At 62.0% G+C, this 18262-nt stretch carries 20 protein-coding genes; 12 read left to right on the plus strand and 8 right to left on the minus strand.

All coding sequences use genetic code 11. The features are described from left to right. Positions 1 to 32 precede the first annotated feature (32 nt). From torT to CWS72_RS19610, 5 genes are all read left to right on the plus strand, one after another. Complete coding sequence (gene torT / locus CWS72_RS19590; protein WP_101252333.1) at positions 33 to 1109, plus strand: TMAO reductase system periplasmic protein TorT; 1077 nt, start codon at positions 33 to 35, stop codon at positions 1107 to 1109. Positions 1110 to 1198: 89 nt separating this feature from the next. Beyond that, positions 1199 to 2725 carry a sugar ABC transporter ATP-binding protein gene (locus tag CWS72_RS19595; RefSeq protein WP_101252334.1) on the plus strand — a complete coding sequence of 509 codons (1527 nt, stop codon included), beginning with the start codon at positions 1199 to 1201 and terminating at the stop codon, positions 2723 to 2725. Beyond that, positions 2722 to 3744 carry an ABC transporter permease gene (locus CWS72_RS19600; RefSeq protein ID WP_101252335.1) on the plus strand — a complete coding sequence of 341 codons (1023 nt, stop codon included), beginning with the start codon at positions 2722 to 2724 and terminating at the stop codon, positions 3742 to 3744. Before CWS72_RS19595 ends, CWS72_RS19600 begins: the two co-directional genes overlap by 4 nt. A gap of 166 nt (positions 3745 to 3910) precedes the next feature. Next, a complete protein-coding gene (locus tag CWS72_RS19605) occupies positions 3911 to 4831 on the plus strand; it encodes an extracellular catalytic domain type 1 short-chain-length polyhydroxyalkanoate depolymerase (RefSeq protein WP_158240730.1) in 921 nt (306 codons plus the stop codon). Positions 4832 to 4833: 2 nt separating this feature from the next. Next, a complete protein-coding gene (locus tag CWS72_RS19610; protein WP_101252337.1) occupies positions 4834 to 5820 on the plus strand; it encodes a glycosyl transferase family protein in 987 nt (328 codons plus the stop codon). Between the two features lie 73 nt (positions 5821 to 5893). On the opposite strand, the gene CWS72_RS19615 is transcribed toward CWS72_RS19610, so the two are convergent. Together CWS72_RS19615 and CWS72_RS27905 are read right to left on the minus strand one after the other, a co-directional pair. Continuing rightward, positions 5894 to 6964: a DUF1796 family putative cysteine peptidase gene (locus CWS72_RS19615; protein WP_101252338.1), complete on the minus strand. Its 1071-nt coding sequence runs from the start codon at positions 6962 to 6964 to the stop codon at positions 5894 to 5896. Next, complete coding sequence (locus tag CWS72_RS27905) at positions 6901 to 7227, minus strand: hypothetical protein (RefSeq protein WP_158240731.1); 327 nt, start codon at positions 7225 to 7227, stop codon at positions 6901 to 6903. The genes CWS72_RS19615 and CWS72_RS27905 overlap by 64 nt, the downstream gene beginning before the upstream one ends. Positions 7228 to 7394: 167 nt before the next feature. Here CWS72_RS27905 and CWS72_RS19620 point away from each other — a divergent pair, with 167 nt between their 5' ends. Both CWS72_RS19620 and CWS72_RS19625 read left to right on the plus strand, forming a co-directional pair. After that, positions 7395 to 8366 (plus strand): ABC transporter ATP-binding protein, encoded by a 972-nt coding sequence (locus CWS72_RS19620; RefSeq protein ID WP_101252339.1) that lies wholly within the window; start codon positions 7395 to 7397, stop codon positions 8364 to 8366. Beyond that, positions 8363 to 9160 carry an ABC transporter permease gene (locus CWS72_RS19625; protein ID WP_101252340.1) on the plus strand — a complete coding sequence of 266 codons (798 nt, stop codon included), beginning with the start codon at positions 8363 to 8365 and terminating at the stop codon, positions 9158 to 9160. Before CWS72_RS19620 ends, CWS72_RS19625 begins: the two co-directional genes overlap by 4 nt. Here the strand turns inward: CWS72_RS19625 and cyoE are convergent. From cyoE to CWS72_RS28660, 4 genes are read right to left on the minus strand one after another with little or no spacing between them, the layout of a single operon-like run. Next, positions 9147 to 10004 carry a heme o synthase gene (gene cyoE / locus CWS72_RS19630; protein WP_101252341.1) on the minus strand — a complete coding sequence of 286 codons (858 nt, stop codon included), beginning with the start codon at positions 10002 to 10004 and terminating at the stop codon, positions 9147 to 9149. The genes CWS72_RS19625 and cyoE overlap by 14 nt on opposite strands. Next, positions 10001 to 11392: a cbb3-type cytochrome c oxidase subunit I gene (locus CWS72_RS19635; protein ID WP_101252342.1), complete on the minus strand. Its 1392-nt coding sequence runs from the start codon at positions 11390 to 11392 to the stop codon at positions 10001 to 10003. The genes cyoE and CWS72_RS19635 overlap by 4 nt, the downstream gene beginning before the upstream one ends. After that, entirely contained in the window at positions 11389 to 11817 is a 429-nt protein-coding gene (locus tag CWS72_RS19640; protein ID WP_101252343.1) for a DUF420 domain-containing protein, read from the minus strand. The genes CWS72_RS19635 and CWS72_RS19640 overlap by 4 nt, the downstream gene beginning before the upstream one ends. A gap of 4 nt (positions 11818 to 11821) precedes the next feature. Beyond that, positions 11822 to 11947 carry a hypothetical protein gene (locus CWS72_RS28660; protein ID WP_274540612.1) on the minus strand — a complete coding sequence of 42 codons (126 nt, stop codon included), beginning with the start codon at positions 11945 to 11947 and terminating at the stop codon, positions 11822 to 11824. 235 nt (positions 11948 to 12182) lie between these two features. On the opposite strand from CWS72_RS28660, the gene CWS72_RS19645 reads away from it, so the two are divergent. Further along, positions 12183 to 12959: a DUF2189 domain-containing protein gene (locus tag CWS72_RS19645; RefSeq protein WP_241911814.1), complete on the plus strand. Its 777-nt coding sequence runs from the start codon at positions 12183 to 12185 to the stop codon at positions 12957 to 12959. A 148-nt stretch (positions 12960 to 13107) separates the two neighbouring features. On the opposite strand, the gene CWS72_RS19650 is transcribed toward CWS72_RS19645, so the two are convergent. Together CWS72_RS19650 and CWS72_RS19655 are read right to left on the minus strand one after the other, a co-directional pair. Continuing rightward, complete coding sequence (locus CWS72_RS19650; RefSeq protein WP_101252344.1) at positions 13108 to 13353, minus strand: sulfurtransferase TusA family protein; 246 nt, start codon at positions 13351 to 13353, stop codon at positions 13108 to 13110. A gap of 189 nt (positions 13354 to 13542) precedes the next feature. Continuing rightward, complete coding sequence (locus CWS72_RS19655) at positions 13543 to 13785, minus strand: hypothetical protein (RefSeq protein ID WP_101252345.1); 243 nt, start codon at positions 13783 to 13785, stop codon at positions 13543 to 13545. Between the two features lie 242 nt (positions 13786 to 14027). Here CWS72_RS19655 and CWS72_RS19660 point away from each other — a divergent pair, with 242 nt between their 5' ends. From CWS72_RS19660 to CWS72_RS19675, 4 genes are all read left to right on the plus strand, one after another. After that, the gene (locus tag CWS72_RS19660) at positions 14028 to 14363 is read left to right on the plus strand and encodes a rhodanese-like domain-containing protein (protein ID WP_101252373.1); all 336 of its coding nucleotides are present in this window, start codon (positions 14028 to 14030) and stop codon (positions 14361 to 14363) included. Positions 14364 to 14372: 9 nt separating this feature from the next. After that, a complete protein-coding gene (locus CWS72_RS19665; protein ID WP_101252346.1) occupies positions 14373 to 15287 on the plus strand; it encodes a sulfite exporter TauE/SafE family protein in 915 nt (304 codons plus the stop codon). A gap of 311 nt (positions 15288 to 15598) precedes the next feature. Further along, a complete protein-coding gene (locus CWS72_RS19670; protein WP_101252374.1) occupies positions 15599 to 16036 on the plus strand; it encodes a response regulator in 438 nt (145 codons plus the stop codon). Between the two features lie 23 nt (positions 16037 to 16059). Further along, a complete protein-coding gene (locus CWS72_RS19675) occupies positions 16060 to 18153 on the plus strand; it encodes a putative bifunctional diguanylate cyclase/phosphodiesterase (RefSeq protein WP_101252347.1) in 2094 nt (697 codons plus the stop codon). Positions 18154 to 18262 lie beyond the last annotated feature (109 nt).

Here is an 18262-nt window from a genome sequence, read left to right on the forward strand (position 1 = left end):
AGCCCCCCATAGCCTGTCCGGAGGAAAAAGTGATGCCTTCCGCCTTTTTGCGCCTTTCATCGTTGCTCGTCGCCGCGACCTTGGCCCTGCCCGCCGCCGCCGCCGAAAGCAGCTGGTATCCCTATCCGGCCGAAGTCACCACGCCGGCCTTCTCGGCCGACGGCAAGACCTCGCCGATCGAGTACAATGCCCTCGACAAGGCCGCCAAGCCGCACAATCTCTGCGTCTCTTTCCCCCATATGAAGGATGCCTACTGGCTGGGGGTCGACTATGGCGTAACGCAGGAGGCGAAACGCCTGGGCGTCAAGGTCGACCTGGTCGAGGCGGGGGGCTACACGGAACTCGCCAAGCAAATCTCACAAATCGAGAATTGCGTCGCCAATGGAGCCCAGGCGGTCATCATCGGCGCCATTTCCGCCGACGGCCTCAACAGCCTGATCGCCGAGATCCACAAGAAGAACATCCCCGTCATCGATCTGGTCAACGGCATCAACTCGCCCGACGTGGCAGCCAAGTCCCTGGTTTCATTCTACACCATGGGTCACTCGGCCGGGGCCTACCTGGCCGCCAAGCACCCCGCTGGCGCCGCGCCGGTGAAAGTGGGCTGGTTTCCCGGCCCAGCCGGCGCCGGCTGGGTCGAGGCCGCCAACAAGGGCTTCTTGGACGCCGTCAAAGGCTCGGCGGTCACCGTCCTGCCTCCGAAATACGGGGATACCGGCAAGGAGGCGCAGTTGAAGCTGGTCGAGGACGTCCTGCAGGCCGAACCCGATCTCAGCTATGTGGCCGGAACCGCGGTGACCGCCGAGGCGGCGCAGGGCCTCATCCGCGAACGCGACCTGAAGGGGAAGGTCTCCCTCCTGGCCTTCTATATGACGCCCGGCGTCTACGACGGCATCAAGCGGGGCAGCATTCTGGCCGCTCCCGCCGATTCCATGGTCATCCAGGGCCGCATCGCCGTCGACCAGGCGGTGCGCATCCTGGAGCGGCAATCCTATGAGAAGCACGTCGGCCCCAAGATTTTCATGGTCGACTCCTCGAACATCTCCGCCACGCCGCGCGAAGCCATCCTGCCGCCGGAACGCTTTTCGCCGGTCTTCAAGGTCGACTGACCCCGAAGCAGGGAATTCCGCTTAAGACCTCCCGCACACGGCCGGCGCTCCTCCGGGCGGCGCCGGCCCCAATGATTGATCGGGTCGCCATGAACGCTGTGCCGCTACCGCCGGGAACGCCGCCACGGGTCGAAGCGAGGGGGATCAGCAAACGCTATCCCGGGCTGCTGGCCCTCGATCACGTGACTTTCAGCGTCATGCCGGGAGAAGTCCATGTGCTGTTCGGCGAGAACGGCGCGGGAAAGTCCACGCTGGTCTCGATCATCGCCGGCGTCAACGAACCCAGCGACGGTGAAGTGGTGGTCAACGGCGAAAGCGCCGAGATCCATTCCGTACACGACGCCCGGACATACGGCATCAACGCCGTCTTTCAGGAATTCTCGCTGGTTCCGTCCCTGTCCGTGCTCGACAATCTGTTTCTCGGCGACGAGATCCGCCGGGGCCCCTTCCTTGATCACGCTCGCATGCGGCGCGAAGCAACGGCGCTCTTCGGGAGGATCGGCTTTCCCCTCGACCTTGATACCCCGGTTTCCAGCCTCGGCCGGGCCGAACAGCAGATGCTGGAAATCGCCAAGGCGCTGCGCCGCGAACCCACGACACTGATCCTGGACGAACCGACCGCCTCACTGACCGAGAAGGAGACCGACCGTCTGTTCTCCTTCATCGCCGAGCTCAAGACACGCGGTATCGGAATCATTTATATTTCCCACCGCATCCAGGAATTCCAGCGGATCGCCGACCGCATCACGGTCCTGCGGGATGGCCGCGTCCGCGGCGTGGTGCCAGCCGATACGCCGGAATCGGAACTGGTCGAGCTGATGGCCGGGCGCGCCATCGGAAAAATCTATCCCTCGATCGCCCATCGGCCCGGCCCGCCGATACTCAGCGCCCGCGATCTGACCGGCGCCGGCGTCGAGGGGGTTTCCTTCGACGTCCGTCCGGGCGAAGTTCTGGGCTTGGCCGGCCTGGTCGGCTGCGGCAAATCCGAAGTCTGGCGGATCATCCTGGGATTGAGCCGAAGGAGCTCGGGGTCGGTCACCCTCGCCGGCCGCGACATGTCCGCGGCCAACACCGGCGACATGATCCGCGCCGGCGTCTTCTACCTTCCTCCCGACCGCAAAAGCGAAGGACTGATGCTGGCCCTGTCCTCGCTCGACAATATGGCGCTTGGCATGCTCGCGGGCGATCAGGTAAGCCGCAGCCGGGGCCGGATCTCCAACCGGGCCATCCGGACCGAAGGGCTGAGACTGGCCGCACAGGTCGACCTCGCCCCCGGACATCTGCCTCGTCCGGTCTCCCAGCTGTCAGGCGGCAACCAGCAGAAGATCCTGTTCTCGCGCGGGTTCGCCCGGACCTGGGAGGTCTTCGTCTTCGACGAGCCGACGGTCGGCGTCGACGTCGGCACCCGCGCCGCGCTTTATCTGCTGATCAAGCAATTGACCGAAAGCGGCAAGGCGGTGGTGGTGATCTCCTCCGATCTGCCAGAAGTCATGAATCTGTCGCACCGCCTGCTTGTTTTCGCGCGAGGAAGGATATCCACGGTCCTCGAACGGGACGAGATCGAGGAATCGGCAATTCTGGGACATTTTTTCAAACAGGGAGAGCTTGCCCGATGACCACCGCCACAGCGGCGCTACCACCGCGCCACCGCGATCCGGCCGGACTGCTTCGCCGCATTTTCATCCGCGTCGGCATCCTGCCGTTCTTCCTGATCCTGGCCTTGCTGGTGTTTTCTTCGGTCTCCGGCAATTTCCTGACCGGGGCCAACATGATCAATGTAACGAGGCAGTCGGTCTATCTGATCCTGGTCGCCCTGGGCCAGATGATTGTGCTGGTGACCGGAGGCTTCGACCTCGCCGTGGGGACGACGATCGCCCTGACCTCGGTGGTCACAGCGACGGCCATGACCACCCTGGCGACAGGATCCACCATCGGCGTTTTCGGGATCATCGGCCTCGGTATCGGAGCGGGCCTGCTCACCTCGCTCGGCATCGGGCTGGTCAATGGCTTCGGCGTGGCCTATCTGGGCGTCTCTCCCTTCATCATGACCCTGGGGGTGCAGTCGGTCGGCATGGGCCTGGCCCTCTATCTAACCGGAGGAGTGCCGATCTCCGGTCTGCCGCCGGAATTTTCCGACAGCTTCGGGTTCGGCCGGATGCTGGGCATTCCCGTCCCCATCATGGTGGCCATGGCCGCCATCGCCGTCATCTGGCTGTTCGTCGGCCAGACCAGGCTCGGCAAGGAGATCTATGCCGTTGGCGGCAATGCGCGGGCCGCCGTGCTATCCGGAATCAATGTCGGACGCACCCTGGTGATCGCCTATGCCCTGTGCGCGATCCTGACCTCGATTTCCGGTATCCTGCTGACCGCCCGCGTCGAATCGGGGGAAGCCAATCTCGGGGCGACCATCGCCCTCGAATCCATTGCCGCCTGCGTTATCGGCGGTGTTTCGCTGCATGGCGGCATCGGCCGGGTGGGCAACGTCATCCTGGGCGCCTTTTTCATAGTGTTGATGCAAAACGGCATGAACCTGGCCAAGCTCGGCTCCTATGTGCAGATGATATTGCTGGGCGGACTGCTGATATTGGCTGTCATCGCCGACCATTTCCGCTATCGGCTGATCCTGGGAAAGTGAAGGGAAACAGATGCGGCCCGGTACCGGCATTTCGTCGACGTGGCATGGATCGCCCTTTTCGTCCGGGTCTATCAGGCCGGGTTCCCGATGGCCTCAAGGGCCTTTCGATCGAACCCTGCCCTATGGAGAGCTTGACCTGCTCGCCGCCTCGCCGTCCAATGGGAGCATGATTCGCTTTTTCGCATCTGCGCTCTGTCTCACCCTCGGCCTCGCCGCATTCGGCGAGGCGAAAGCCTCGACCATGGAATTCGAAGGCTATGACCGGACCTTCGAAATGTATGTGCCGGCGACCACGCCCCGGCCGTTACCGGTCGTCCTCATCCTGCATGGCGGCAGAGGCACGGCGGCGCAGATGCGCCGTTACACGGACTTCGATTCGCTGGCCGCCAAGGAGGGAATCCTTGCCGTCTATCCGCAAGGGCTCAACGGACATTGGAACGACGGACGGCCGGAACTCGGCAACAACAACCTCAGCCATCAGGCGAGCGAGGCCAACGACGTCGACTTCCTCCTGGCTCTCGTCGACAATCTGGTCAGCCATGGCCTGGCCGACCCCAAGCGGGTCTATGTCACCGGCATCTCGAACGGCGGCATGATGGCGATCCGTCTGGCCTGCGAGCATCCGGGCAGAATCGCCGGCATCGCGGTGGTGGCCGCCAACCAACCGGTGGAAGCTGACTGCGAACCGCAGACGCCGGTCCCCGCGCTTTTCTTCCACGGCACCAACGACCGCTTCGTTCCCTATGCCGGGGGTGACATTCTGCAATGGGCCAACGTCGACCGCGGCAAGGTCCTGTCGGCGGCCGAAACGGTGGCCACATGGCGCAAGATCAACGGCTGTACCGGCGAAGCCCGTAAGCAGCGCCTGGTCGACGGTTCCAGGAAGGGAAGCCTGCCGATCGACAAGGTGACCTTCGAACCCTGCGACGGCGCCCCCGTCGAACGCGTCATCATCCGGGGCGGCGGTCACGCCTGGCCCGGCGCCAGGCAGGCGCCCGCGGTGGACGAAATTCTGGGCCCCGCCGGCACCGATCTCATCGCCAACACCGAGATCTGGGATTTCTTCAAAGCCCAACCGACGCGCTGAGCATGTCCGAACATCCTTTTGCATCTTACGTCCGCATCCTCGGTAAGGGGCCGAACCTCAGCCGTGCGCTGACTCTCGATGAAACGCGCGCGGCCGTCGGCATGATCTTGAAGGGCGAGGTCGAACCCGTGCAGTTGGGCGCCTTCCTCTGCCTGATGCGGGTCAAGACGGAAACCCCTGCGGAAGTCGCCGGCTTCGCCCTCGCCATCCGGGACAATCTGGCGATCCCCGGCGATATGCCGCCGGTCGATCTCGATTGGCCCTCCTACGCCGGAAAAAGCCGGCAATTGCCGATGTTTCTGCTGAGCGCGCTCCTGCTGGCGGAAAACGGCGTCGCCATCGCCATGCATGGAATCGGCGGCCATACGGCGGGGCGCCTCTACAGCGAGGAGGCGCTGGCCCATCTCGGCATCCAGGCCGCCCAATCGCTGGAGGACGCCGCCCGGCAAATCGATGAACGGCGTTTCACCTATGTCCCGATGCAGGTGCTGCATCCGGCGCTGCCCGGCATCATGGGCCTGAAGCGGCTGCTCGGCCTGCGCTCGCCCCTGCACACCGTGGCCCGCAACATGAACCCCTTCGACGCCCGGGTTTCCCTGATGAGCGTCTTCCATCCCAACTATCGCGCGGTACACCGGGACGCCGCCAAATTGATGGACATGCGCGAACTGGCCTGTTTCAAGGGCGAAGGGGGCGAGATCGAACGCCGTCCCGAAAAGCCATGCCTGGTCGAAGGTCTGCGCGGTGGCGAGCCGTTCGAAGAGGAATGGTCCCCGACATTGACAGCCGGCGCCGCCCACGATCTTGAAATGGATCCCGCTCGCCTGGCCGCCCTTTGGCGCGGCGAGGCGTCCGACCCTTACGCCGAGGCCACGGTTCGGGCGACCACCGCGGTGGCCCTGCGACAACTCGGCCGCGCCGGGACGATGGGCGAGGCGGAGGCTCTGGCCGTCGAATTGTGGAACAGGCGGCGGCGCAAAGGATTTTGACTGTTCGTCAAAATCCTTTGCTCATTACTTGAAATTTCGGACACAGGTCTCCGCGAGCTTGACGAAAGTTCCGTCAAGGACAAAATCCAGCCGCTACGTCTGAAAAGCCCACCGCACTGCGGGAACCACCCAACAGTTGATCGACGCATTGCTGCAGGCCAGCCATGAACGTCCTTTCGAATTCCAGCCCCGGTTTTGTCATGTAATAGCGAGGCATCCACCAGTTCTGATCATCCGGAAATGGATAGGGAAGGTGGACATACTGGATGGAACCCTTGTCGAAATTGAAAAAATCCTCGGATGGAGGGGTCTCGTTTCCGCCCAGAACCAGAATGATGAACCGATTGCCACAAACCGGCTTCAATCCCTTTAACAGTTGGCCAAGCAAATCGGCGGTTTCACCATTCCACGCGCCGAACGCTCCATTCACCCGTCTGATATGGTGAAGAATGAATATAATCGGCTTACCGTTCCCGATCACCCTATAGAATAGATCAATTCTTTTCGCATAGAGGTCGCGAAGACCCTGAAAATTATTTTCGGCCAGATGCCGCCCGCGATCATGAGACCACTGAATATCATTTTTAACATCAACGCAAAAATCAGCCTCTTGCACATACTCTAGATTTTCAGGATTCATATAATCTGAAAAATGAGAGGAAATCTGCTCGACGATAGTTTCCAGCGTGTGCGTCGACAAATCAAAGGGCATCGTCTTTTCGCCCAGAATAGCAGGCCTCTTATATCCCCACCGCGTAGGCAATGTTCGGGAAATGCAATTATCGCCGATAGAGATAACATTAATCTTGTCTGAGAGAAGATTCGCATAATTGTACAGGCGACGAGTCATGACCTCTACGAAAAACTCATGATGAAACTGCACCTCCCCGGCCCAAATGGCGATGCTAAGCTGACTTAGCGCGCTAAGAAAATTCCGGGTCCCCGGGACAAAGCACTGCGTCATGAAGAAGCTTGTTACAGACTCGTCAAACGATTTTACCTCAAAATTTTTCTCGATCTTATCATCAATATCTTCAGGAAAACTTTCCTGACATTGCCCGAAGAAACCCGAAAGGCGATCTATATCCGCCAAGTCGATACCAATTTCTCCCCGCCCAAAAGGCGTCCCTTGATCATAATCCATTTCCACTGCCCAGCCTCAATAGATAGGATACCCCTAGCTATTAGCTCCTTCGCCCAGATTTTCCAATACGCTGATTGCGGATTTTTCAGTAAAAAATTTCTTAATTTATATTCTCTATGTTGAAAAATTACGGTTTCAGATCGCGGCAACGGCACCAAGCACATCAGATCGATTCCTTTGGTCATCATCTCTGGGATCTCCGCCCAATTTGGAGCATGGAAGAATCGCCCCCCTTGCTCAGTTGTGCCAATCGTCTGCGCCACTTAATGTCATCCTCCGCGCCGGCTCGTCGCTAAAGCAACCGTCGTTTACGATTGCCCTGACGCCTCGGGCGAAGCAGCTTGACTCCTTTGGCACGAAGGGCCATCTACCGCCCGGTACCTCCGCTCATGCCTTCATCCCGCCGTCCAGGCCCCTCTTTGGGAACGCCATGATCGACATCGCCCATCTCACCCATGTTTATCCGGGCACCCGGAAGACGCCACCGCGCACGGCCATCGACGATCTCTCGCTTACCATCGGAGACGGCGAGTTCTGTATTCTCTCGGGTCCCAACGGCAGTGGAAAGTCGACGCTGTTCCGCATCCTCTGCGGCATGTCGCTGCCCTCGTCGGGGCGCATATCGATGGGTGGCTTCGATCTGCTGAAGTATCCCTCCAAGGCCCGCGCCCAAATGGGCGTGGTGTTCCAAAGCCCGGCCATCGACAAGCATCTTTCCGTCGCTGAAAACCTTCGCCTGCATGCGGTGCTCTACGGCCTGAGAGGCGGCGAATACGATCACCGGCTGACCGAAGCGCTTGCCTGGACCGACCTCAAGGATCGTCTCGCCGACAAGGTCGACACCCTTTCGGGAGGCCTGGCCCGGCAAGTGGAATTGGCCAAGTGCCTGCTGACCCGCCCCTCCATCCTGTTGCTCGACGAGCCGACCACCGGTCTCGACCCCAGCAGCCGCCGCAATTTCATCATGGCCTTGCATAAGATCCAGCGGGAACGCCGGATGACCGTGCTGATGACCAGCCATATCTTCTCGGAGGCGGAAGACGCGGACCGGGTGGCCATCATGAAAGGAGGCCGCCTTTTGGGATTGGACAGCCCACAGGACCTGCGGGCCAAGCTGGGCCGCGAGATGGTGGTCATCCAGTCGCGCCACGCCGAAAGCCTGGAAGCCCGGATCCGCTCGGAGTTGGGCCTGAAGACCCGCCGCTACGGCGACGAGGTCCGGCTTGAGGAAACCAGCAACGGGGACAGCCTGCCGGTCCTGGAAAAGCTGCTGGCCCGCTATCGCGCCGATATCGACAGCATCGCCATCAAGCAGCCGACGCTGGAGGATGTCTTCATCCATCTGACCGGTCAGACCGCCGAACAGATCGAACGCGAGCAGATGGAAGGGGCCCATCCATGATCCGTGTCGCCCTTGCCCTCGCCCACCGCGAGTTCATTCGCTTCATCCGCCAGCCGCAGCGGGTGGTGGGCACCGTCGCCCAGCCCATCCTGTTCTGGTTGTTCCTCGGCTCGGGTTTCAGTTCGTCCTTCCGGGCGCCGGGCATGGAACACATCAGTTATCTCGAATATTTCTATCCAGGCGTCATGCTGATGATGATGCTGTTCGCCAGCATCTTCTCCTCGATCACCATCATCGAGGACCGCGACGCCGGCTTCCTGCAAAGCGTCCTGGTCGCGCCGGTCTCCCGCCTGTCCATCGTCCTGGGCAAGGTGCTGGGCGGCACCGCCATCGCCATGGTGCAGACCTTGATCTTCACCATCGCGGCGCCGTTTCTGGGGCTGTCCCTCGGATTGGGCTCGCTGGCGCTGCTGATCGGCGCCTATGTGCTGACCAGCATGGGATTTGCCGCCATGGGCTTCCTCTTCGCCTGGCCGATGCGCTCCTCGTCAGGCTTCCACGCCATCATGATGGTATTCCTGATGCCGCTCTGGATGCTGTCCGGCGCCCTGTTTCCCATCGAGAAGGTACCGGGTTGGCTGCATATCCTGATGACCATCAATCCGGTGGCCCACGCCCTGGTTCTGATGCGCATGCCGTTTTACATGACGGCAGAACAGGCCCTGTCCGACCAGCGCTATCTGACCGCGCTGGCGGTGACGGTGCTTTGGACGGCGGTCTGCCTGCTGGGATCGATGCGACGGGTGGAGAAACGCGACCGGGGTCTCGTCCAGACGTCCCTCACCCCACATTGACGTCGACCAGGACCGCGACGAACAGGCCGACCAGATAGATCATCGACCCCAGGAAATTCTTGCGCGCCCAGACGCGGTCCGGACAGCGCAACAATTGCCAGTTGTTCCACAGGAACCAGCCGCCGAAACCGGCGGCCCCCGCTCCGTAGAACCAGCCCAGCGTCCCGAAGGCCAACGGCAGCAGGGACGCCCCCACCAACAGAACGCTGTTGATCAGGATCGCCCGGGCGGTCGCCTTCACCCCATGCACCACCGGCAGCATGGGGATGTTGGCCTTGGCGTAATCGTCCTTCAGAAGAATGGCCAGACTCCAGAAATGGCTGGGCGTCCACAAGAACAAAGTGATCGATAGAAGACAGGGCAGCAGCCAGCGGCCGGGATCGACGGCGGCTCCGCCGGCCAACACGGCAAAACTTCCCGCAGCCCCGCCGATGACGATGTTGAGCCAGGTCCGGCGTTTCAGCCAGACGGTATAGACGATGCCGTAGAAGAAGGCGCCGAGGAACAGGTGAAGCGCCACCACCATGTTGAAGAAGAAAAGCGCCGTGCCGCAACCAGCGACCAGCAGAAAGCCGGCCAACCAAAGCACGTGCCGGGGATGTTCGGTCTGGCGGCTGGCCAGGGGACGCCGGCAGGTCCGGCTCATCAGACGATCGATGTCCCGGTCATAGAAATGGTTGAAGACCGAGGAACTCGCCGATCCCAGCAGCATGGCGCAGGCGAGAATGGCCAGGCGCGACGGATCGACCCGGTCGGCGACGGCGACATAGCCCATGACAGCCATCAGAGCCACCATCAGGCCGATGCGCAATTTCATGAGTTCGACATAGGAGCGAATCGTCATCTTGCAGTTTCTCCCCCGCCCTCGTTGATTTCCCGGAGAGGCGGCGCCCCGCCGAGGCGACGCAAAGCCTGCCAGACGAACAGAATGCCGCCCAACACGGCCAACGCCCCGCCGGTTCCGGTCAAAGCCATCCCGGTCACCTTGACCAGGCTATCCAACCCTTGCGCGGCACCGGCCACCTTGCGACCGACCCCGGCAGAACCGGCAACGAACATGCCCAGGCAAAACAACGCCTGGCCGCAACCGTAGAACCAAAACGGCAAAAGCGTGCGGACGGCCTGGTCGGCAGGCTTCAGCAACGCCGGCAGCAAAGTGGCGAAAAGCAGCCCCATGAAGGCGAGGTTCACACCACCGATCGCCGCATGGTAATGGGCCGGCGTCCGGGTATCGCCCCCGTCGGCGAAACCTCCCAGGACGCCGCCCAGGGCGAACAGCAGAAGCGACAGGACCAGGCCCAGAAAGGCCGGCGAACGCCAATTGCGCGGGCCTCTCGCCACCGCCCGCAGCACCGCCGCCCCGGTGACCAGCGGAGGCAGGGGCAGACCAATCCAATAGAGGCGGGTAAAGGCCTGGCGCAAGGCATCGTCGCCGGCGAAAGGGATGGCGTAGAACACCGGGCCCGGCAATCCGGCGAAAACCAGCAGGGCACAGAGGATTTGCCAGGCTCTCGGCGACAGGGGAGCCTGTCCGAACGTCTGCTCCCCCAACACCTGCCAGGCCGTCAGCAGCAGGGCGGTGTTGACGAATTGCAGCAGATGGCCGCCCCCCCAGAATACCTGCTCGTCATAGGCCATGGGCGCGACGCCCGCCGGCGCCGCGAGGTAAGCCAGACCGAAACAAATCAGGGCGAGCAGATAAAGGACACCGGCGGATCCCACGCCAACCACCAGGGAGCCCCCCCAGGCAGGCGGGCGCAGTAGCAGATGCAGTACAGGCGCGACCACCCCGGCCGCCAGAACCAGCAGACCGGCGTAGAACAGGGGATGGACGAGGACCGGCACATAGTTGTTGAGCGAGGGCTCGCCCTGGTTGGCCAAGGTGGGAACCAGCAGCAGCGCCGCACCGGCCACCGCCAGGACCAGCCCGCCGGCACCGCTGTAGCGCCCGGGCCGGGCCGCCGTGGCCAAACCTCCCAACATCGCCAGATACCAGACGACGAAGGAGAAGACCACATGGGCGACCAGGGCCTTGCGGAAGAAACTCTCCCACGGCCAGGGCAGCCAATCCTGGACATAAGGCGTCCGCGACATGGCGAGCAGCAGCGCCAGGGCACCGGCTACCGCCAGGGACCCCACCGCCAGCAGCAGCCAGCCCGTCACGATGCGCCGCGCCGTGGTGTCCAGGCCGACGGGGGAAAAGCCGGGGGGCAGGTCAATGGTGTCCTTCATACGCCGACCGGCCGATAGACGTGATAGAGCAGGATATAGACCAGGATGCCGGTGGCGGACACATAGATCCACACGGGGAACGTCCAACGCGCCAGGCCGCGGTGCAAGGCGAAATCTCCGCGCCGTGCCCGCAGGAAGGTGAGCGCCGCCATCGGCGTCACCAGAATGGCCAGGCCAACGTGCGAGATCAGCATGGTGAAATAGAGCGGCCGGACGAGTCCCTGCCCGGGAAAGATGAAAACCGGCGCCGTGAAATGATGCAGGAGATAGGCGGCCAGAAACAAGACCGATGTGATAACGGCGGCAGTCATCACCAATCGATGCGCCCGTTGATGCCGTGTCTTGATCAGGCTGAAGCCGATCAGAAGCAGGACGCCGGCCAAAGCATTCAACCCCGCCGTCACATGCGGCAAGACGGCGAGCATCACGTCAGAACCCCCTGGTCCAGCGCCATGTGATGCCCGCATACAGCATCAAGCTGAGCAATCCCAGACCGAAACCGAGCAGACGGTTGCGCCGTGACGAAAGACGAAGGGGGGCTTGGCGAACGGACATGCACGGACTCCCGGGGTCGGATGCTTGCGTTTCCCGCCCTTTACGTGGGGAGCCGTCGAGGCCGGGAAAAGGGCGCGTGCCACGGGAAAAAGAAAACTTCTCTTCGGGGCTAAAAATCTTCGGTTGAGGGCACCACTCTCAATGGTGGTGGGTCTTTTGTTGGCGGACGATCCCGAAAATTTACCGGCCAGCAGGGCAAATGCCGGAGAGCCGGACCGGAAGGGCGGAGATGGCGATGATGGCGACGAGCACCTGGGGATTGCAGATCCGCACCTTGCCGGTGCGGCGGATTTCGGTCGAAGCTCCCAACCTCTGGCTGATCGCCGCCTGGCGGGATTTCCGCCGGGCGCCGATGATTTCCCTGGGTTATGGCGCGCTTTTCGTCCTGGCAGGCTATGTGATCGTTTTCGGCCTGTACAACAGCGGGCTGGCAAGCCTGGTTCCCGCGGTGATAGGAGGCTTCTTCCTGGTGGCCCCCGTCCTGGCGGTCGGACTTTACGACGTCAGCCGCCGTTTCGAATTGGGGGAAAAGGTATCTTTTTCCCAGTGCATGTTGGCAATTCGGCGCAATCCGGGCGGATTGTCGAGCATCGGTCTGATTCTGACGCTGAGCCTGGCCGCCTGGCTACAAATCGCGCTGCTGATCTTCATGTTGTTCTTTCACGAGGATACCCCAAGCCTCGATCATTTCTTCTATGACGTCCTGACGGCCCCCGACGCGGCGGCCTTTCTGGTCGTCGGCACGGCGGTCGGCTATGTGATCGCCTCGATCGTCTTCGCCATATCGGCCATTTCAATCCCCTTGCTTCTGGATCGCGACGTTCCGGTCCTGGTCGCCGTCGCGACCAGTATCGCGGCCGTCCGGGAGAATTGGCTGGTGATGCTGGGATGGGCGGCGACCATCGTTCTTCTGGTCGGCGCGGGACTGGCCTGTTTCTTCGTCGGGCTGGCCTTCACCCTGCCCCTGGTCGCCTATGCGACCTGGCACGCCTACCGCTCCCTTCTCGGCTAAGGGCTTGGGGCGAAATTATCGCTCCAAGCCCTGAAGCCCGAGCGGCGCATGAGCCGGCCGAAGCCGGAGGCGGAGGCATCATATAAACCCTTAGGCTCTGGAGCGATTGTTTCGGCCCAGAGCCTAAGGGCCTGTCCGGAGAGAAGGCTCAAAACGCTCCGCCCGTCTCGACCTTCCGGATGCGATAGCGAAACACGCCGTCGTCGTCCTCGGACCAATCCTCCAGACGGTGGCCCGTCTGTTCGCAGAAGATCTGGAAATCCCGGACCGAACTGGGATCCGTCGCCATCACCGTCAGCACGCCGCCATGCGGCACCGTCTTCAGCGTCTTTTTCGCGCGCAGAACCGGCAAGGGACAGGACAGCCCCCGTACGTCCAAAAGGGTATCGCTCATCGTCACTTCCGTTCATGTGGCTCGGAAAAAAGCCTCAGTCTGAACTGAAGCACATACCGGGGCCGTCGTCAGTCGGTTAAAAAGCTCCCTTGCGCATATTTTATGATCGATCCGCACACCCGGGCAAACACCACGGATTGCCCACGCTTTACGCCGGCAGGACAAGCAGGCATTCTGTTCCATTGACAATCAGGGGAATGTCGCTTCATGCCACGTCGTTCCGCTTTTGCCGCGGCCGTCTTCGCCATGCTTTTGCCGTTGATGGCCTGTCCCGCCGCGCGAGCCGCGGGCAACGCCGCGCCCACCGCCGCTCACAGCCGGCATGCCACCCCGCCCGCCCATCATCTCGCCCATCATAAAAAAAAGCATGGGCATCAGATGAAACGCTCGCACCACAACAAAAACGGTCATGCGAAAAAAGGCCTGCAGCATCGCAGGCGCATCCATAAGAGAATCGCCCCGCCCCTCCAGTGAACGACCTACCGGTCTTGCCCCGGATCCGTCCCGCCCCTCTTGCGGATCGCCATCTCCACGTCCATCATAGACCGATCCATCGCTGATTCTCCGCGACGGGTCCCCCCCCCCCTGGAGAATTGGACCCGGATGGAGGGCCGACATCCCCGTCGCCTCATCCGGCGTCCGCCGTTGCAACCTCTCTGTTGGAAAGATGCGTGATGAGTGAACAAGTGAAGATGGTCGATGTCGATACGGTACTGGACTGGATCAAAGCCGATGAGGCGGTGATCGTCGATGTCCGGGAACGCCACGAATATGAGGCGGAACATATCGCCGGCGCCCATCTTCTGCCGCTTTCGGAATTCGACCCCGCCCGCCTGCCGAGCGTCCCGGCGGGCAAGCGGCTGTTGCTCCATTGCCGGTCGGCCAACCGTTGCGGCGTGGCTGCCGCCCATCTGCTTGAAAGCGGCTACAAGGGCGAGATCAATCGTCTGGCGGGCGGCATGTTGGCCTGGGTCGCCGCCGGAGCCCCGGTGGTCGACGGCCGGGATTGACGTGCCGAGGTGAGCATTTATCTGCCCATCGCCGGTCTTTCCCTGAATATCCTTCTCCTTCTGCTGCTGGGCGGGGGAGTTGGATTTTTGTCGGGATTGTTCGGCGTGGGCGGAGGCTTTCTGCTCACCCCCCTGCTGATTTTTCTTGGCGTTCCCTCGCCGGTCGCCGTAGCGACGGGTGCCAACCAGGTGGTCGGCGCCTCGGTTTCGGGGGTCATCGCGCATTGGCGGCGCAAGAACGTCGACATCAAGATGGGGCTGGTTCTCGTCGCCGGCGGCCTGATCGGCGCCGCCATCGGCGTCTGGCTGTTCGCCCGGCTGCGGGTTTTGGGCCAAGTCGAACTGGTCATCAATCTTTGCTACGTCCTGTTCCTGGGTTTCGTCGGCTGCAGCATGCTCATCGAAAGCATTCGCGCCGTCCTGCTGTCCCAAACCATCCATCGGGCCCACAAGCGCCATCGCCATGTCTGGGCCAATCTCCCGTTCAAGATGCGCTTCGCCCGCTCCGGCCTATACATCAGCGCCCTGCTGCCGCTGGGCGTGGGCGCCATCGGGGGCATCCTGGCGGCGATCATGGGGGTGGGCGGTGGCTTCATCATGGTCCCCCTGATGATCTATCTGCTTGAGATGCCGACGTCCGTAGTCATCGGCACCTCCCTGTTCCAGATCATCTTCGTGACCGCCAACGTCACCTTCCTCCAGGCCATCCACACCCAGACGGTGGACGTCATCTTGATGCTGACACTGCTGATCGGCGGCGTCGTGGGGGCGCAACTGGGCGCCCGCTTCGGGGCCCGGATGCGGGCCGAACATCTTCGCATCCTGCTGGCCCTGCTCGTCCTTGCCGTCTGCGGGCGCCTGCTGGTCGAATTGACCGGCGAGCCCACCGATCTCTATACCCTGACCGGTGTTCCGCGGCTTTGACGGAACTTTCCCGCCGGCATCTCGCATGAAACCTGCACGCCGGCCCGGGCGGCGCGCCTCGCCCGCCGAAACCAAAGGCATCGCATAGACTCCGCCGGCATATGTCGCTATATACTTTTTGGAGATTAGTTTCTTAGAGTTTCAACCTCCTCTCGACGTTTGTATGACGCGGCAGTGGGCATAAAAGTGGAATCCTTGATCCCTAGGCGCCTCTCGCCCGCCTTAAGCGGAGCGAGAGGCGTCATATGGAAACTTAGGGTTTATTTCGCGACAAGCCCTAAGTAAGACGGGGAATGATGGATGCGGGGAGGATGGGGCCCTTGCGACAATACGGCGAAGAGTTGGATATCCTGCTCGTCGAGGACAATCCGGGCGATGCCCGCCTTGCCACCGAGGCGTGGAAGGAGGGGGGCGTACCGGGCCGCCTGCATATCGTCGCCGACGGTGATGAGGCAATCCGTTATCTGCGCCGCCCGGAAGCCGGCAGGCCAGACCTTCTGCTGCTCGACTTGAACCTTCCGTGCAAGGATGGGCGCGAGGTTCTCGCCGAAATCAAGGGTGATCCGGAATTGAGGCGTATTCCGGTGGTGGTCCTGACCACCTCGCAAGCCGATCCCGACGTTATCCGCAGCTACGACCTTCACGCCAATTGTTTCGTCGCCAAACCGGTCGACCTCGACAGCTTCATCGCCGTCATCAAGTCGATCGCCGAATTTTGGGGACGGGTTGTTCTGCTACCGCCGCGCTGACCAAAAAAGGGGGATTCAAGGCCATGGGCAGCCGGGCAAAGCCCCTCATCGAAGTTCTACTCGTCGAAGACATCGCGGCCGACGCCCGTCTGGTCGAACTGCTCATCGATGAGATCGCCCCGGGACAATTTCATTTCACCTGGGTGACATCGCTGCAGAAGGCTCTGGCCGCGGTGGTGGAACAGGAGTTCCATGCCGCGCTTCTCGACCTCACCCTGCCCGATTCGCGCGGGCTGGAAACCCTGGCCAGATTGCGAGCCCGGGCGCCGCAGGTACCGATCGTCGTCCTGACCGGCAATGACGACGAACATCTGGCCATCAAAGCGCTCCAGCAGGGAGCCGGGGACTATCTGATCAAAAGCAGGGACAACGCCGAACTGATTCGGCGGGCGATCCGCTATGCCATCGAACGGGCCAGGGCCGACGCGTCCCTGAGGAGTAGCGAAGGGCAATTTCGTGCCATTTTCGAAAATGCCAGCCTGGGCATCGGCCTGATCGACCGCCAGGGTCGCCTGTTCTCGGCCAATCCGGCCCTGCGTGGCATGCTGACCGAAGACCCCTGTCAGAACCGGGACGGCACGCTCTACGCCTATATCCACCCCGACGATCGGGCCCACTTCGTTCCGCAGGCCGAATCCCTGCTGAACGGCGAGAGAGAAAATCTGTCGGCGGAAATCCGCTTCACGCCCAAAGCCGGCTCCTTCGCCTGGGGCCACGCCAATGTCTCGCTCATCAGAAGCATCGATGGACAGCCGCAGTTCGCCGTCGGCATGGTCGAAGACGTCACCGTCCGCAAGACGATGGAGAAACGGCTCAATCATCAGGCCAGTCACGACGCCCTGACCGGTTTGCCCAATCGGGTCCTGCTCGAGGAGCGTCTTGCCCGCGCCCTGATCCGGGCGGAGCGCAACCGCCTGGTTTTTGCCCTGCTATTCCTTGACCTCGATCAATTCAAGCAAATCAACGACACCCTTGGCCACGTGACCGGCGACACGCTGTTGCGCGATGTCGCCACCCGGCTGACCGGAACCGTCCGCCGTCAGGATACCGTTGCCCGCCTGGGTGGCGACGAATTCGTGCTAATCATCGAAGACATCAGTGACTTCCGCGACGCCGCCACCGTCGCCCAGAAGGTTCTCGGCCGCTTCAACGAACCGTTCCTGTTGAGTGGCCAGCAAACGCGGGTCAGCACCAGCATCGGCATCGGGCTCTACCCGAGTGACGGCGAAGATGCCGAAACGCTGCTGCGCCAAGCCGACGAAGCCATGTATTGCGCGAAAAAACAGGGGCGCGATTCCTTTCGTTTCGCCGCCACCGACCTCTCGGAGAAGGTCTTCGAACGCGATGCCTTGCGCAAGGCGCTCTATCGGACGGTCGACGAGGGAGGGCTGGAAATCCACTATCAGCCGATCATCGCCCTCGAAAGCGGCGCCATTCAGGCCGTCGAGGCGTTGCTGCGCTGGCGCCATCCGGAAATCGGGCTGATGACCCCCGGCCAGTTCCTGCCCTTGGCCGTCGACAGCGGCTTGATGCCGGTGATCGGCAAATGGGTCCTGGAATCGGCGCTGCGTCAGCTCGCCCTGTGGCGCAGCGACGGTCACCCCAGCCTGCGACTTTGCCTCAATGTCGGGAAAAGCGAATTGCACGCTGGAAACTTCGCCCTTCAACTTCATGATTGCCTGGCGACCAACAATGTACCGGCCCACGCCATCGATATCGAACTTCCCGTCGCCCTGGCCATGGACGCCACCTCCGCCACGCGTCACGCGCTCGGCCAGTTGCATGAAATGACCTGCAGGATCGCCATCGACGACTTCGGGGCGGGACGAACGGATTTCCACACATTACGGCAGGTGCAGATCGACATCCTGAAGATCTCGCCCGACTACATCCGCGGGCTGCCCACCGACAATGACGAGGCGAAACTGATCAATGCTGCCATCGTGGCGGCGCATTCCATGTCGATCTCGGTGGTCGCCAAGGCCGTGGAAACGAGCGAGCAATACGTCTATCTGCGCCGGCATCATTGCGACGCGGCGCAAGGATATCTTTTCAGCCGGCCTCTTCCTCCCGGTGAATTTCCGCCCGCCATCGACCATGCCCCCATGAACGGATGACGAAGGCCTACTCGGACATGTCATTTAAAATGACATGTTCGAGTAGGTTTCTTGTGATGCCTTCGGCTTCGGGCAAGCTCAAGCGCCGCTCGGGCTTCGTGGCACCTTT

It is taken from the genome of Telmatospirillum siberiense (assembly GCF_002845745.1).
Lineage (GTDB): Bacteria > Pseudomonadota > Alphaproteobacteria > Rhodospirillales > Magnetospirillaceae > Telmatospirillum > Telmatospirillum siberiense.